The sequence below is a fragment of the Pseudomonas sp. MPDS genome, assembly GCF_013283895.1.
Taxonomy (GTDB): Bacteria; Pseudomonadota; Gammaproteobacteria; order Pseudomonadales; family Pseudomonadaceae; genus Aquipseudomonas; species Aquipseudomonas rhizophila.
Genome location: NZ_CP054128.1, coordinates 1,937,721 through 1,950,602, shown reverse-complemented (window position 1 = coordinate 1,950,602; position 12,882 = coordinate 1,937,721). Strand labels below are relative to the sequence as shown.

13 protein-coding genes are annotated in these 12,882 nt (G+C 60.5%); 11 read left to right on the top strand and 2 right to left on the bottom strand.

The window, feature by feature from the left end; genetic code table 11:
- Positions 1-267 precede the first annotated feature (267 nt).
- The 6 genes from puuE (at position 268) to HQ912_RS08500 (ending at position 6,055) form a co-directional block, all read left to right on the top strand.
- On the top strand, positions 268-1,209 hold the full coding sequence (gene puuE, locus HQ912_RS08525; RefSeq protein WP_076383794.1) for an allantoinase PuuE: 942 nt from the start codon (positions 268-270) through the stop codon (positions 1,207-1,209).
- Positions 1,206-1,721: a 2-oxo-4-hydroxy-4-carboxy-5-ureidoimidazoline decarboxylase gene (gene uraD, locus HQ912_RS08520; RefSeq protein WP_173406669.1), complete on the top strand. Its 516-nt coding sequence runs from the start codon at positions 1,206-1,208 to the stop codon at positions 1,719-1,721. Before puuE ends, uraD begins: the two co-directional genes overlap by 4 nt.
- A gap of 67 nt (positions 1,722-1,788) precedes the next feature.
- A complete protein-coding gene (gene alc, locus HQ912_RS08515; protein WP_047229636.1) occupies positions 1,789-2,784 on the top strand; it encodes an allantoicase in 996 nt (331 codons plus the stop codon).
- 120 nt (positions 2,785-2,904) lie between these two features.
- Entirely contained in the window at positions 2,905-3,408 is a 504-nt protein-coding gene (locus tag HQ912_RS08510) for an ureidoglycolate lyase (protein ID WP_047229637.1), read from the top strand.
- A gap of 52 nt (positions 3,409-3,460) precedes the next feature.
- Positions 3,461-4,762 carry a urate hydroxylase PuuD gene (locus HQ912_RS08505; RefSeq protein WP_047229638.1) on the top strand — a complete coding sequence of 434 codons (1,302 nt, stop codon included), beginning with the start codon at positions 3,461-3,463 and terminating at the stop codon, positions 4,760-4,762.
- Between the two features lie 507 nt (positions 4,763-5,269).
- A complete protein-coding gene (locus tag HQ912_RS08500; RefSeq protein ID WP_107321760.1) occupies positions 5,270-6,055 on the top strand; it encodes an outer membrane protein OmpK in 786 nt (261 codons plus the stop codon).
- A gap of 74 nt (positions 6,056-6,129) precedes the next feature.
- On the opposite strand, the gene HQ912_RS08495 is transcribed toward HQ912_RS08500, so the two are convergent.
- Both HQ912_RS08495 and HQ912_RS08490 read right to left on the bottom strand, forming a co-directional pair.
- The gene (locus HQ912_RS08495) at positions 6,130-7,290 is read right to left on the bottom strand and encodes a patatin-like phospholipase family protein (protein ID WP_173406668.1); all 1,161 of its coding nucleotides are present in this window, start codon (positions 7,288-7,290) and stop codon (positions 6,130-6,132) included.
- A 35-nt stretch (positions 7,291-7,325) separates the two neighbouring features.
- Positions 7,326-8,258, bottom strand: a complete 933-nt coding sequence (locus HQ912_RS08490; RefSeq protein ID WP_076383790.1) for a lipid A biosynthesis lauroyl acyltransferase — start codon at positions 8,256-8,258, stop codon at positions 7,326-7,328.
- 118 nt (positions 8,259-8,376) lie between these two features.
- Between HQ912_RS08490 and minC the strand changes: the two genes are divergently transcribed.
- From minC to HQ912_RS08465, 5 genes are all read left to right on the top strand, one after another.
- The gene (gene minC / locus HQ912_RS08485) at positions 8,377-9,114 is read left to right on the top strand and encodes a septum site-determining protein MinC (protein WP_047229642.1); all 738 of its coding nucleotides are present in this window, start codon (positions 8,377-8,379) and stop codon (positions 9,112-9,114) included.
- Positions 9,115-9,314: 200 nt separating this feature from the next.
- Entirely contained in the window at positions 9,315-10,127 is an 813-nt protein-coding gene (gene minD, locus HQ912_RS08480; protein ID WP_042728954.1) for a septum site-determining protein MinD, read from the top strand.
- Complete coding sequence (minE, locus tag HQ912_RS08475; protein ID WP_003179111.1) at positions 10,127-10,381, top strand: cell division topological specificity factor MinE; 255 nt, start codon at positions 10,127-10,129, stop codon at positions 10,379-10,381. The genes minD and minE overlap by 1 nt, the downstream gene beginning before the upstream one ends.
- Positions 10,382-10,486: 105 nt before the next feature.
- Positions 10,487-11,122 (top strand): RluA family pseudouridine synthase, encoded by a 636-nt coding sequence (locus HQ912_RS08470; protein ID WP_018612476.1) that lies wholly within the window; start codon positions 10,487-10,489, stop codon positions 11,120-11,122.
- A 207-nt stretch (positions 11,123-11,329) separates the two neighbouring features.
- Entirely contained in the window at positions 11,330-12,619 is a 1,290-nt protein-coding gene (locus tag HQ912_RS08465) for a M18 family aminopeptidase (RefSeq protein WP_047229643.1), read from the top strand.
- Positions 12,620-12,882 lie beyond the last annotated feature (263 nt).

Below are 12,882 nucleotides of genomic sequence, written 5' to 3'. Positions count from 1 at the left end.
AGAAATTTATCGCCTGCCATATTCGAGAAGGGTTCAGACCCGATCAGTAATAAAACCAACAGACACACAGGATTGTCATACCTTAGCTGACCAAATGGGCAGGTTTCTTGCAGTGTAGACACGCCAGAGGCAGCAGTGAAAAATGCAAAAAATCAGGCTTACAAAGTGCGCATAAAGTTGTATACAATCAACCCATCGCTGTGACGCCAGCCTGTGATTCATCGCCCAGGCGCCACCTACATGGTTCGAACAAGAAGGAAAACTGCAGTGAGCGCTGACTACCCACGCGACCTGATCGGTTACGGCAGTAACCCTCCCCACCCTCAGTGGCCGGGCAACGCCCGCATCGCCCTGTCCTTCGTGCTCAACTACGAGGAAGGCGGCGAGCGTAACGTGCTGCATGGCGACAAGGAGTCCGAAGCGTTTCTCTCGGAAATGGTTTCGGCGCAACCGCTGCAGGGCGAGCGCAACATGAGCATGGAATCGCTCTACGAATATGGCAGCCGCGCCGGTGTCTGGCGGATCCTCAAGCTGTTCAAGGAATTCGATATTCCGCTGACGATCTTCGCGGTGGCCATGGCTGCCCAGCGCCACCCGGATGTGATCCGTGCCATGGTCGCCGCCGGTCACGAGATCTGCAGCCATGGCTATCGCTGGATCGACTATCAATACATGGATGAAGCCCAGGAACGCGAGCACATGCTCGAAGCGATCCGTATCCTCACCGAAATCACCGGCGAACGTCCGTTGGGCTGGTACACCGGCCGCACAGGCCCCAACACCCGCCGGCTGGTCATGGAAGAAGGCGGTTTTCTCTATGACAGCGACACCTACGACGACGACCTGCCCTACTGGGAACCGAACACCCCCACCGGCAAGCCGCACCTGGTGATTCCGTACACCCTGGACACCAACGACATGCGCTTCACCCAGGTCCAGGGTTTCAACAAGGGCGACGATTTTTTCCAATATCTCAAGGATGCCTTCGACGTGCTGTATGCCGAAGGCAGCGAGGCGCCGAAGATGCTTTCCATCGGCCTGCACTGCCGCCTGATCGGCCGGCCTGCCCGTCTCGCGGCCCTCAAGCGGTTTCTTGAATACGCCAAGGGTCATGAGCAGGTCTGGTTCAGCCGTCGCGTCGACATCGCCCGCCACTGGCAGCAGACCCACCCACATCCGGGCGCTTTGAAATCAGGGGCTTCGAAATGACCGCATTCCAGACCCTCAAGCCTTCGACCTTGAGCCGCGAAGCGTTCGTCAAAGCCTTCGCCGACATCTACGAACATTCGCCGTGGGTGGCCGAAAAGGCTTTCGACCTGGGCCAGGACCCATCGATCGACCAGATCGAAACCCTGCACCAGCGCATGAGCGACATCCTGCTGTGCGCCGATCACACCAGCCAACTGGCGCTGATCAACGCACACCCGGACCTGGCCGGTAAAGCCGCCGTCCAGGGCCAACTGACCGAGGCCAGCACCAACGAACAGGTTGGCGCCGGTATTCACCAATGCTCGAGCGATGAGTTCCAACGCTTCACCGAGCTGAACGAGGCCTACAAAGCCAAGTTCAAGTTTCCCTTCATCATGGCGGTAAAAGGCAGCAACCGGCATCAGATCCTCGCGGCGTTCGAAACGCGCATTCACCACTCGGCAGATACCGAGTTCAAATGCGCGCTGGCAGAGATCAACAAGATCGCGTTGTTCCGATTACTGACTCTTTAGCAAGCAGCCCTGAGGCCCAGGCCCCTGCAAGCATCCCCAGCCAACTTATTAAAGGCAGACAAGAAGAATGAAAGCTTACGCCGTACCCTTCGAGAAGTTCGTCAACCTGGCCGACGCCCGCCTGGGCACCAAGATCATTTCGGTCACCGATGACTGGTTCGCTGACGCCAACCGTCTGTTCCAGCCGACTCCGGCCGTATGGAAGGAGGGCGTGTTCGATGACAACGGCAAGTGGATGGACGGCTGGGAGTCGCGCCGCAAGCGCTTCGAAGGCTACGACAGCGCGGTGATCCGCCTGGGCGTGCCGGGTTCGATCAAAGGCGTGGACATCGACACTTCATTCTTCACCGGTAACTACCCGCCGTCGGCGTCCCTGGAAGCCTGCTTCCTGACCTCCGGCGAGCCAGACGAACATACCCAATGGACTGAAGTGCTGTCGGCCGTGGAGCTGCAAGGCAACAGCCACCACTACCATGAAATCAGCAATGACCAGGCCTTCAGCCACCTGCGCTTCAACATCTACCCCGATGGTGGCGTGGCCCGCCTGCGGGTCTACGGCATTCCGTACCGCGACTGGTCGGCTGTGGGCGACAACGAACAGATCGACCTCGCCGCGGCCCTCAATGGCGGTCGCGCCCTGGCCTGTTCCGACGAACACTTCGGTCGCATGAGCAACATCCTCAACCCCGGTCGCGGGGTGAACATGGGCGACGGCTGGGAAACCGCCCGACGTCGCACCCCGGGCAATGACTGGGTGATTGTCGCCCTGGGCCATGCCGGCGAGGTCGAGAAAGTCATCGTCGACACCCTGCACTTCAAGGGCAACTACCCGGACAGCTGCTCGATCCAGGGCGCGTTCGTCAAGGGCGGCACCGACAGCCAGATCGAAACCCAGTCGCTGTTCTGGCGCGAATTACTGCCCAGCCAGAAACTGGAAATGCACGCCGAACACACCTTCGCCGAGCAGATCAAGGCGTTGGGGCCGATCACCCACATCCGTCTGAATGTGTTTCCAGATGGTGGGGTGAGTCGCCTGCGGGTGCTTGGCAAGGTCGCTAAATAAGCGGTGAGGCCAATCGCGAGCAGGCTCGCTCCCACAGGGGTACGAGGTCGAATGTGGGAGCGAGCCTGCTCGCGATAGCAATAGAACAGACAACAACGAATTCAAGGTAAGAAGACCAGCATGCGCACACTCAAGATCGAACCGTTGACCAAAGAAGCCTTCGCCCCGTTCGGTGACGTGATCGAAACCGACGGCAGCGATCACTTCATGATCAACAATGGTTCGACCATGCGCTTCCATCGCCTGGCGACGGTTGAAACCGCCGAGCCGGACGACAAGGCGATCATCAGCATCTTCCGCGCCGAGGCGCTGGAGATGCCGTTGACCGTACGCATGCTGGAGCGCCATCCGCTGGGCAGCCAGGCTTTCATCGGGCTGCTCGGCAACCCCTTTCTGATCGTGGTCGCGCCACTTGGCGATGTACCTGTATCAGGCTTGGTCCGCGCCTTCGTCACCAACGGCAGGCAGGGCATTAATTACCATCGCGGCGTCTGGCACCACCCGGTGCTGACGATCGAAAAGCGGGATGACTTCCTGGTGGTTGATCGCAGTGGCACAGGCAATAACTGCGATGAGCATTTTTTCAAAGAGGATGAGTTGTTGATCCTCGCCCCCCACCAATAAGAGAAGCGTCCGATCACGCGAAAACAAGCGTGACGGGCGAGAGGTAAAGACTGTGGAAGCACATATGCTGGAATGGCTGAACCTGAGCGTGCGCTGGGTTCATATGATCACTGGCGTGGCCTGGATCGGCGCGTCGTTCTACTTCGTCTGGCTGGAAAACAACCTCAATCGCGTCAACCCCAAAAGCGGTCTGGCCGGTGATTTGTGGGCCATCCACGGTGGTGGCATCTACCACCTGGAAAAATACAAACTCGCGCCGCCGTCCATGCCGGACAACCTGCACTGGTTCAAATGGGAAGCCTACTTCACCTGGATGTCGGGCGTCGCCCTGCTGTGCCTGGTGTTCTATTGGAACCCGACTCTGTACCTGTTGGCACCGGGCAGCAGCCTGAGCGGGCTCGAAGGCGTCGCCCTGGGCATCGGCTCGTTGTTCGTCGGCTGGTTCGTGTATTCCTTTCTCTGCGACTCGGCCCTGGGCAAACGTCCTGCCCTGCTCGGCCTGATCCTGTTCGTGCTGCTGATCGCCGCGGCCTACGGGTTCAGCAAGGTGTTCAGCGGTCGCGGTGCCTACCTGCATGTCGGGGCGGTCATCGGGACGATCATGGTCGGCAACGTGTTCCGCATCATCATGCCGGCCCAACGCGCGCTGGTGGCGGCCATTGCCGAGAACCGCACGCCGGATCCGGCGCTGCCGGCCAAGGGCCTGCTGCGCTCGCGCCACAACAACTACTTCACCCTGCCGGTGCTGTTCATCATGATCAGCAACCATTTCCCGAGCACCTATGGCAGCCAGTACAACTGGTTGATCCTGGCCGGGATCGCCGTGGCGGCGGTGTTGGTGCGGCACTATTTCAATACCCGCCACGACAGCAACAAGTATGCCTGGACGCTGCCGGTCGGCGCTCTGGCGATGATCTGCCTGGCTTATGTCACGGGTCCAAAACCCATGACCACAGCGCCGGAAGTCGCCAAAACCCCTGGTGTGATCGAGTACCAACCGTTGCCGGAAACGGCGGTGGGCGGCGGCGCAAAACCGGCGACGGCAGCGGCCGCACCGGCATCGACGCCGGCCCAGACCGCCAATGCCCAAGGCCCTTCGTTCGAGAAGGTCCACAGCGTGATTCAGGAGCGCTGCTCGGTCTGTCATTCGGCCAAACCCACCAGCCCGTTGTTCAGCGCCGCGCCGGGCGGGGTGATGTTCGATACCCCGCAGCAGATCCAGCAACAAGCCGCGCGCATCCAGGCCCAGGCCGTGGCCACGCAGATCATGCCCCTGGGCAATATCACCCAGATGACCCAACAGGAACGCGACCTGATCGGCGCGTGGATCAGCCAGGGGGCGCGGACCAACTGAGTCCCGCCGACATCAAACCTGACATCACCCGCTACACGTAATACCGCTGACAGGCAGACCGGCACACGACCGGTCGCCCGTCAGCGACTGCCTGCGCCTCAACAATAAAAACAAGAGGAAAGCACCAGATGACCCAGCCCCGCCATCACGCCCCAAATTCGCCACGAATGCGCCGTTGCAGGGCACTTGAGCCCATGAATGCAGGGCCGTATCCTGCGCGGCCGTTTGAGTCCGGTGCCGCGTAAAACCAGCAGATCCTGACCGATACGCCAACTATTGCAGTGTTGGCAGATATCGGCTTGCGCTGAACACACTTTTTCGAGCGTTTCAAACCACTGAACAAGCCATTTTTCCGATTTATCCCGGTCTTGGCTCAGCTCTTGCTGTCAGCGCTTGCCACAAACAAAAAGCTGACCGAACGGATGGTTTTTCCGTAGAAAAAAGCGCCACACCAGAGCGCTGATCTTAAAAAAAATGCAGTACCACTTACCTTTGGGAGCAAACCGAATGAAACATACGTGCACCAGCCTGATACTTGCGGGATCTTTGCTGACCGCTGGCCAAGCGATGGCCGACGAGCTGTTCCAATGGCAGAACAACAGCCTGACCTACCTCTATGGCAAGGACTTCCAGGTCAACCCGCGCATCCAGCAAACCGTGACCTTCGAGCACGCCGATGCCTGGAAATACGGCGACAACTTCTTCTTCCTCGACCGGATTTTCTACAACGGCCAGGACGACAGCAATTCCGGCCCGAACACCTACTACGGTGAGTTCAGCCCACGCCTGTCGTTCGGCAAAATCTTCGACCAGAAGCTGGAACTGGGTCCGATCAAAGATGTGTTGCTGGCCATGACCTATGAGTTCGGTGAAGGTGACAACGAGTCATACCTGATCGGTCCGGGCTTCGACCTGGCGATTCCCGGTTTCGATTACTTCCAGTTGAATTTCTACAACCGCCAGACCGAAGGTCCGCGCGCTGGCGACAACGTCTGGCAGATTACACCGACCTGGGCCTACACCCTCCCGGTGGGCTCATCCGACATCCTGATCGACGGCTTCATCGACTGGGTGGTGGACAACGACAGCAACTCCAAAGGCACCTACCACGCCAACCTGCACATCAACCCGCAGATCAAGTATGACTTGGGCAAGGCACTGAAGCTGGGCGCCAAACAGTTGTATGTGGGTGTGGAATACGACTACTGGAAGAACAAATACGGGATCGAAGACAGCGAAGGCTTCAAGACCAATCAGAGCAATACCAGCTTCTTGCTGAAGTATCATTTCTGATCCACATCGATCCTCGATGCTCAGGGAATCTTGTGGGAGCGAGCCTGCTCGCGATGGCGCTGGAGACTACTGCATCACGCCGCCGTCACCCGCAAGAACCGGCTTAACTCCTCGCGCTGGGCCAACGCATCCTGGCGTCCCAGCTCGATCAGTTCACTGCAATAGCCCGCTTCGAACAGCAGATAACTCAGTACCCCGGCGCCGCTGGTCTTGGTCGCGCCCGGCCCGCGCAGGAACATGCGCAGCGCGCGGGGCAATTCCAGGCGATGGCGGGCGGCGATTTCGTCGATCGGCTGGCTCGGCGAAATCACCAACACCTCCACCGGCGCCGCGCCCAGCGCATGAGCCGGCACGTCATCGGGCAGCAGATGACTGAAGCCATTCAGACGCTCCAACAACTCGATGTCGCTTTCCAGGCTGTCAATGAACGTACTGTTGAGCATGTGACCACCGATCTGCGCCAGGGTCGGTTGCTGGCCGGTGTAACTGCGCTGCAACGGCTCTGGCGAACCAAGGCCACGCGGATTGCCGCTGACCCCGATGACCAGCACGCGATTGGCCCCCAGGTGCAGGGCCGGGCTGATGGGAGCCGATTGACGCACCGCGCCGTCGCCGAAATATTCCGGGCCGATCCTGACCGGCGCGAATAGCAGGGGGATCGCCGAACTGGCGAGCAGGTGTTCCACCGACAACTGGGTCGGCACGCCGATGCGCCGGTGCCGCAGCCAGGATTCGATGGTGCCGCGGCCCTGGTAGAAGGTCACGGCCTGGCCGGACTCATAACCGAACGCAGTCACCGCCACGGCCCGCAGTTGCTGCTGCGCGATCGCCTGTTCGATGCCCGAGGCGTGGAATTGAGACTGGAGAAGTTCACGCAACGGGGAACTGTCGATCAGCGCCACTGGTAACCGGGCGCCCAGGCCTAGCAGGCTGTGGCTGATAAAACGTGTCGCCTGGGCAATCACGCCCCACCAGTCGCTGCGCATCACCTGATGGCTGCGCACCGCTTGCCAGAAGGCAGTCAGGCGCTCGATGGCCGTTTTGAAGTCCATCGCCCCGCTGGCCAGGCTGACCGCGTTGATTGCCCCGGCCGAGGTGCCGACAATCACCGGGAACGGGTTATCCGCCCCGTCCGGCAACAGTTCGGCAATCGCGGCCAATACCCCCACTTGATACGCTGCCCGAGCCCCGCCGCCGGAAAGAATCAAACCTGTCACCGGTTCAAGTGGGGTCATCGCAACGCTCCGTGTTCATTAAGTGGACTACAGGCTTAACCGCGTTTGTCATACAGCTTCGGCTCGCCCGGCGGACGACTCTTGAAGCGCCGGTGAGCCCAGAGGTATTGCTCGGGGCATCTGCTGACCGACTGCTCCACCCATCGATTGATACGGATGCAATCGGCCTCTTCGGTCTCCCCTGGAAAATCTTCCAGCGGCGCCTGGATCACCAAACGGTAACCCCTGCCATCAGCCAGGCGTTCCTGGATGAATGGCACCACCCGTGCCTTGCCCAGGCGAGCGAACTTGCTGGTGGCCGTGACCGTCGCGGCCTGGATGCCGAACAGTGGCACGAAGACGCTTTGCTTGGCGCCGTAGTCCTGGTCCGGCGCATACCAGATCGCCCGCCCCGCCCGTAGCAGCTTGAGCATGCCACGCACGTCGTCGCGTTCCACCGCCAGGGAATCAAGATTGTGCCGCTCGCGCCCGCGACGCTGGATGTAGTCAAACAGCGGGTTCTTGTGCTCGCGGTACATGCCGTCGATGGTGTGCTGCTGGCCGAGCAATGCCGCGCCGATTTCCAGCGTGGTGAAGTGCAGCGCCATCAGGATCACCCCTTTGCCCTCGCGCTGGGCCTGCTTGAGATGCTCCAGCCCTTCGACATGGGCCAGCTTCGCCAAGCGCGAGCGCGACCACCACCAACTCATGGCCATTTCGAAGAAGGCGATACCGGTGGAGGCAAAATTTTCCTTGAGCAGGCGCTTGCGCTCGGCAGCGGACTTTTCAGGAAAACACAGTTCCAGATTGCGCTGGGCGATGCGCCGTCTGTCGCCGGCCACACGATACATCAGCGCACCCAATACACGACCGGCGCGCAGCAGCAGCGGATAGGGCAGCTGAACGATCAGCCACAACAGCCCCAGACCGCACCACAGCAGCCAGAAACGCGGATGAAAAAATGCAGCTCGAAAACGCGGGCGATCCATTACAGCTTCCATAAAGACATGGGCCGCGCATTCTACATCGTTCGACCCGGCTTGCGGCCCGGGGACGATCTCGTTATAAGTCTCGGCACTTTTAGTGACAAGCCGTTGTACGCCGACCATGAGCCAAACCGAATCGCTAGACCAAGATCCCGTGTTCCAGCTGAAGGGCAGCATGCTCGCCATTACGGTGCTGGAGCTGGCCCGCAACGACCTGGAGAGCCTTGACCGGCAGTTGGCGGCAAAAGTCGCCCAGGCCCCGAATTTCTTCAGCAATGCCCCGTTGGTGCTGGCGCTGGACAAACTGCCGGCCGGCGAAGGTGCCGTGGATCTGCCGGGCCTGATGCGGGTTTGTCGCCAGCACGGCCTGCGCACCCTGGCGATCCGGGCCAGCCGTATCGAAGACATCGCCGCCGCCATCGCCGTGGACATTCCGGTGCTGCCGCCCTCCGGCGCCCGGGAACGGGTGCTGGAACTGAGCCCGGTCGAGACCAGGAAAAAGCCGGAAAAGCCACCAGAACCGACCATCAAGCCGACCCGAGTCATCACCTCTCCGGTACGTGGCGGGCAGCAGATCTATGCCCAGGGTGGCGATCTGGTCGTGGTGTCCTCGGTCAGCCCGGGCGCGGAACTTCTGGCCGATGGCAACATCCATGTATACGGCCCGATGCGTGGCCGTGCCCTGGCCGGTGTCAAGGGCGATACGAAAGCCAGGATTTTCTGTCAGCAGTTGAGCGCTGAACTGGTCTCTATCGCCGGGCAGTACAAGGTTTCCGAGGATCTGCGTCGCGACCCGCTGTGGGGGGCCGGTGTCCAGGTCAGCCTGTCGGGCGACGTGTTGAACATCATTCGGCTTTAACGGATACTGCCGCATTTTCCAAGCATCTCTAAAACGTAGCGAAAACGGCTTAAACGACGTAGGAAAAAGGATAAGGCAGTGTTTACCGGAGGTAGACCCCGTCCCGCATCCGATTCCAGCCAAGCCTGTCCAATTGCAGCAGTTTCAAGAGATGTTTTTCAGGGGCTGAAAAAGTCCTTTTTCCTTAGGGGTGAAACACCTTGGCCAAGATTCTCGTGGTTACATCCGGCAAGGGTGGTGTGGGTAAGACCACCACCAGCGCCGCTATCGGTACCGGCCTCGCTCTGCGCGGCCACAAAACAGTCATCGTCGACTTCGACGTCGGCCTGCGTAACCTGGACCTGATCATGGGTTGCGAGCGTCGCGTGGTCTATGACTTCGTCAACGTGGTCAACGGTGAAGCGAACCTGCAGCAAGCCCTGATCAAGGACAAGCGCCTTGAGAATCTGTACGTGCTGGCCGCCAGCCAGACCCGCGACAAAGACGCGCTGACCCAGGAAGGCGTGGAAAAAGTGCTGATGCAGCTCAAGGAAGACTTTGAGTTCGTGGTGTGCGACTCCCCGGCCGGTATCGAGAAAGGTGCCCACCTGGCGATGTACTTCGCTGACGAAGCGATCGTCGTGACCAACCCGGAAGTCTCGTCGGTACGCGACTCCGATCGCATGCTCGGCCTGCTGGCGAGCAAATCCCGTCGCGCCGAGAACGGCGAAGAGCCGATCAAGGAGCACCTGCTGCTGACCCGCTACAACCCGCAACGGGTCAGCGATGGCGAAATGCTGGGCGTCGAAGACGTCAAGGAAATCCTCGCTGTTACCCTGCTGGGTGTGATTCCTGAATCCCAAGCGGTACTCAAGGCCTCCAACTCGGGTGTGCCGGTGATTCTCGACGATCAGAGCGACGCCGGTCAGGCGTACAGCGATGCGGTCGATCGCCTGCTGGGCAAAACCGTAGAGCATCGATTCCTCGATGTAACGAAGAAAGGTTTCTTCGAGCGCCTGTTTGGAGGTAGGTAATGAATCTTTTTGACTTCTTTCGTGCCAACAAAAAGCCAAGTACCGCCTCGGTCGCGAAAGAGCGTCTACAGATCATCGTGGCGCACGAGCGCGGCCAGCGCAGTACCCCTGATTATCTGCCAGCCTTGCAGAAAGAACTGGTGGAAGTGATCCGCAAGTACGTCAACATCGGGTCCGATGATGTGCATGTGGCGCTGGAAAGCCAGGGCAGTTGCTCGATTCTGGAACTCAATATCACCCTGCCGGATCGCTGATCGATCCTGCAGGTGCCCACGGCGGCTCCGGGTCCCAAAGTCCTTCCCACAGGGTTAGGAAAAAGGGCCCGAGCCGCCGTTGGCGTTTGTTACGAGACTGTTTGAATGCCCCTGTCCAACATCCGCATCATCCATCAGGACGCCGCCGTCCTGGTGGTCGACAAGCCGACCCTGCTGCTGTCCGTGCCCGGCCGGGCCGACGACAACAAAGACTGCCTGATCACCCGCCTGCAGGAAAACGGCTATCCGGAAGCGCGAATCGTGCACCGGCTGGACTGGGAAACCTCTGGCATCATCCTGCTGGCCCGGGATCCGGACACCCATCGCGAACTGTCTCGGCAGTTTCATGACCGGGAAACCGAAAAGGCCTACACAGCATTGTGCTGGGGCCAACCGGAGCTGGACAGCGGCAGCATCGACCTGCCCCTGCGCTACGACCCGCCGACCAAACCGCGCCACGTGGTGGATCATGAGCAGGGCAAGCACGCCCTGACCTTCTGGCGCGTGCTGGAGCGTTGCGGCGACTGGTGCCGGGTCGAACTGACGCCGATTACCGGACGCTCGCACCAGTTGCGCGTGCACATGCTGTCCATTGGTCATCCGCTCCTGGGCGACGGCCTCTACGCCCACCCCCAGGCCCTCGCTGCGTGGCCACGGCTGTGCCTGCACGCCAGCATGCTCAGCTTCACCCACCCGCAAAGCGGCGAACGCCTACGCTTCGAGTGCCCGGCGCCGTTCTGAGACATCGCGTCGCCCCCATCGCGAGCAGGCTCGCTCCCACATTGGATTACAGGCGTACACAAGTTTTGTGTTCACCCTGAGCCCCCTGTGGGAGCGAGCCTGCTCGCGAAGGGGACGGCACATTCAACGCGTATATCAATCACTGGCCACCCTCCTCATCGCCCCCCAATACGGTAAACTCCCGCGCATTGCTGTCTGGAGTTATTTATGCGCGAAGAGTTGAACCAAGGCCTGATCGACTTTCTCAAGGCCTCCCCCACCCCGTTCCACGCCACCGCCAGCCTTGCCCAACGTCTGGAGGCAGAGGGTTATCAGCGTCTTGACGAACGCGAGACCTGGGCCACCGAGGCCAACGGTCGTTACTACGTCACGCGCAACGACTCTTCAATCATCGCTTTCAAACTGGGGCGCAACTCACCGCTGCACGACGGCATCCGCCTGGTTGGCGCCCACACCGACAGCCCCTGCCTGCGGGTCAAGCCCCAGCCGGAACTGCAACGCCACGGGTTCTGGCAACTGGGCGTGGAAGTTTATGGCGGCGCGCTGCTGGCGCCGTGGTTTGACCGCGATTTGTCCCTGGCCGGGCGCGTGACCTTCCGCCGCGATGGCAAGGTCGAAAGCCAGCTGATCGATTTCAAGGCGCCGATCGCCACGATTCCGAACCTGGCCATCCACCTCAATCGCGAAGCCAACCAGGGCTGGGCGATCAACCCACAGAATGAGCTGCCGCCGATTCTCGCCCAGTTCGCCGGTGACGAGCGCGTCGACTTCCGCGCCGTGCTCACCGATCAACTGGCCCGCGAACACGGCCTGAATGCGGACGTGGTGCTCGATTACGAGCTGAGTTTCTACGACACCCAAAGCGCCGCGCTCATCGGCCTGCATGGTGATTTCATTGCCGGCGCGCGCCTGGACAATCTGCTGTCGTGCTACGCCGGCCTGCAAGCCTTGTTGAACGCCGACACCGAAGAGACCTGCGTGCTGGTGTGCAACGACCACGAGGAAGTCGGCTCTTGCTCGGCCTGTGGCGCCGACGGTCCGATGCTGGAACAAACCCTGCGTCGTTTGCTGCCTGAAGGTGAAGAGTTCGTACGGACCATCCAGAAATCCCTGCTGGTTTCCGCGGACAACGCCCACGGCGTGCACCCCAACTACGCCGACAAACACGACGCCAACCACGGCCCGAAACTCAATGCCGGGCCCGTGATCAAGGTCAACACCAACCAGCGCTACGCCACCAACAGCGAAACCGCCGGGTTCTTCCGTCACCTATGCATGGCCGAGGAAGTACCGGTGCAGAGCTTCGTGGTGCGCAGCGACATGGGCTGCGGCTCGACCATCGGCCCGATCACCGCCAGTCAGTTGGGTGTACGCACGGTGGACATCGGTTTGCCGACCTTCGCCATGCACTCGATCCGCGAGCTGTGCGGCAGTCATGACCTGGCGCACCTGGTGAAGGTGTTGAGCGCGTTTTATGCCTGTCGTGAGTTGCCGTAACCACAGCAGCACCTGTTTGAACCGGGAAATGCTTACCCCTGTGGCGAGGGGATTTATCCCCGTAGGGCTGCAGAGCAGCCCTTTGCCCAGTCACCGCAATACTTCACATGTCAGTAACGGCCCAAGTGCGTCTGCTGCGCAGCCGAGCGGGGATAAATCCCCTCGCCACAACAGTGCTCGCCTCCGGATTGGGGGGAGCCATGACATACATCATCACACCCCGGCAAAACCCCAACTAGACTGACCTTATCCCCTCCGACAAG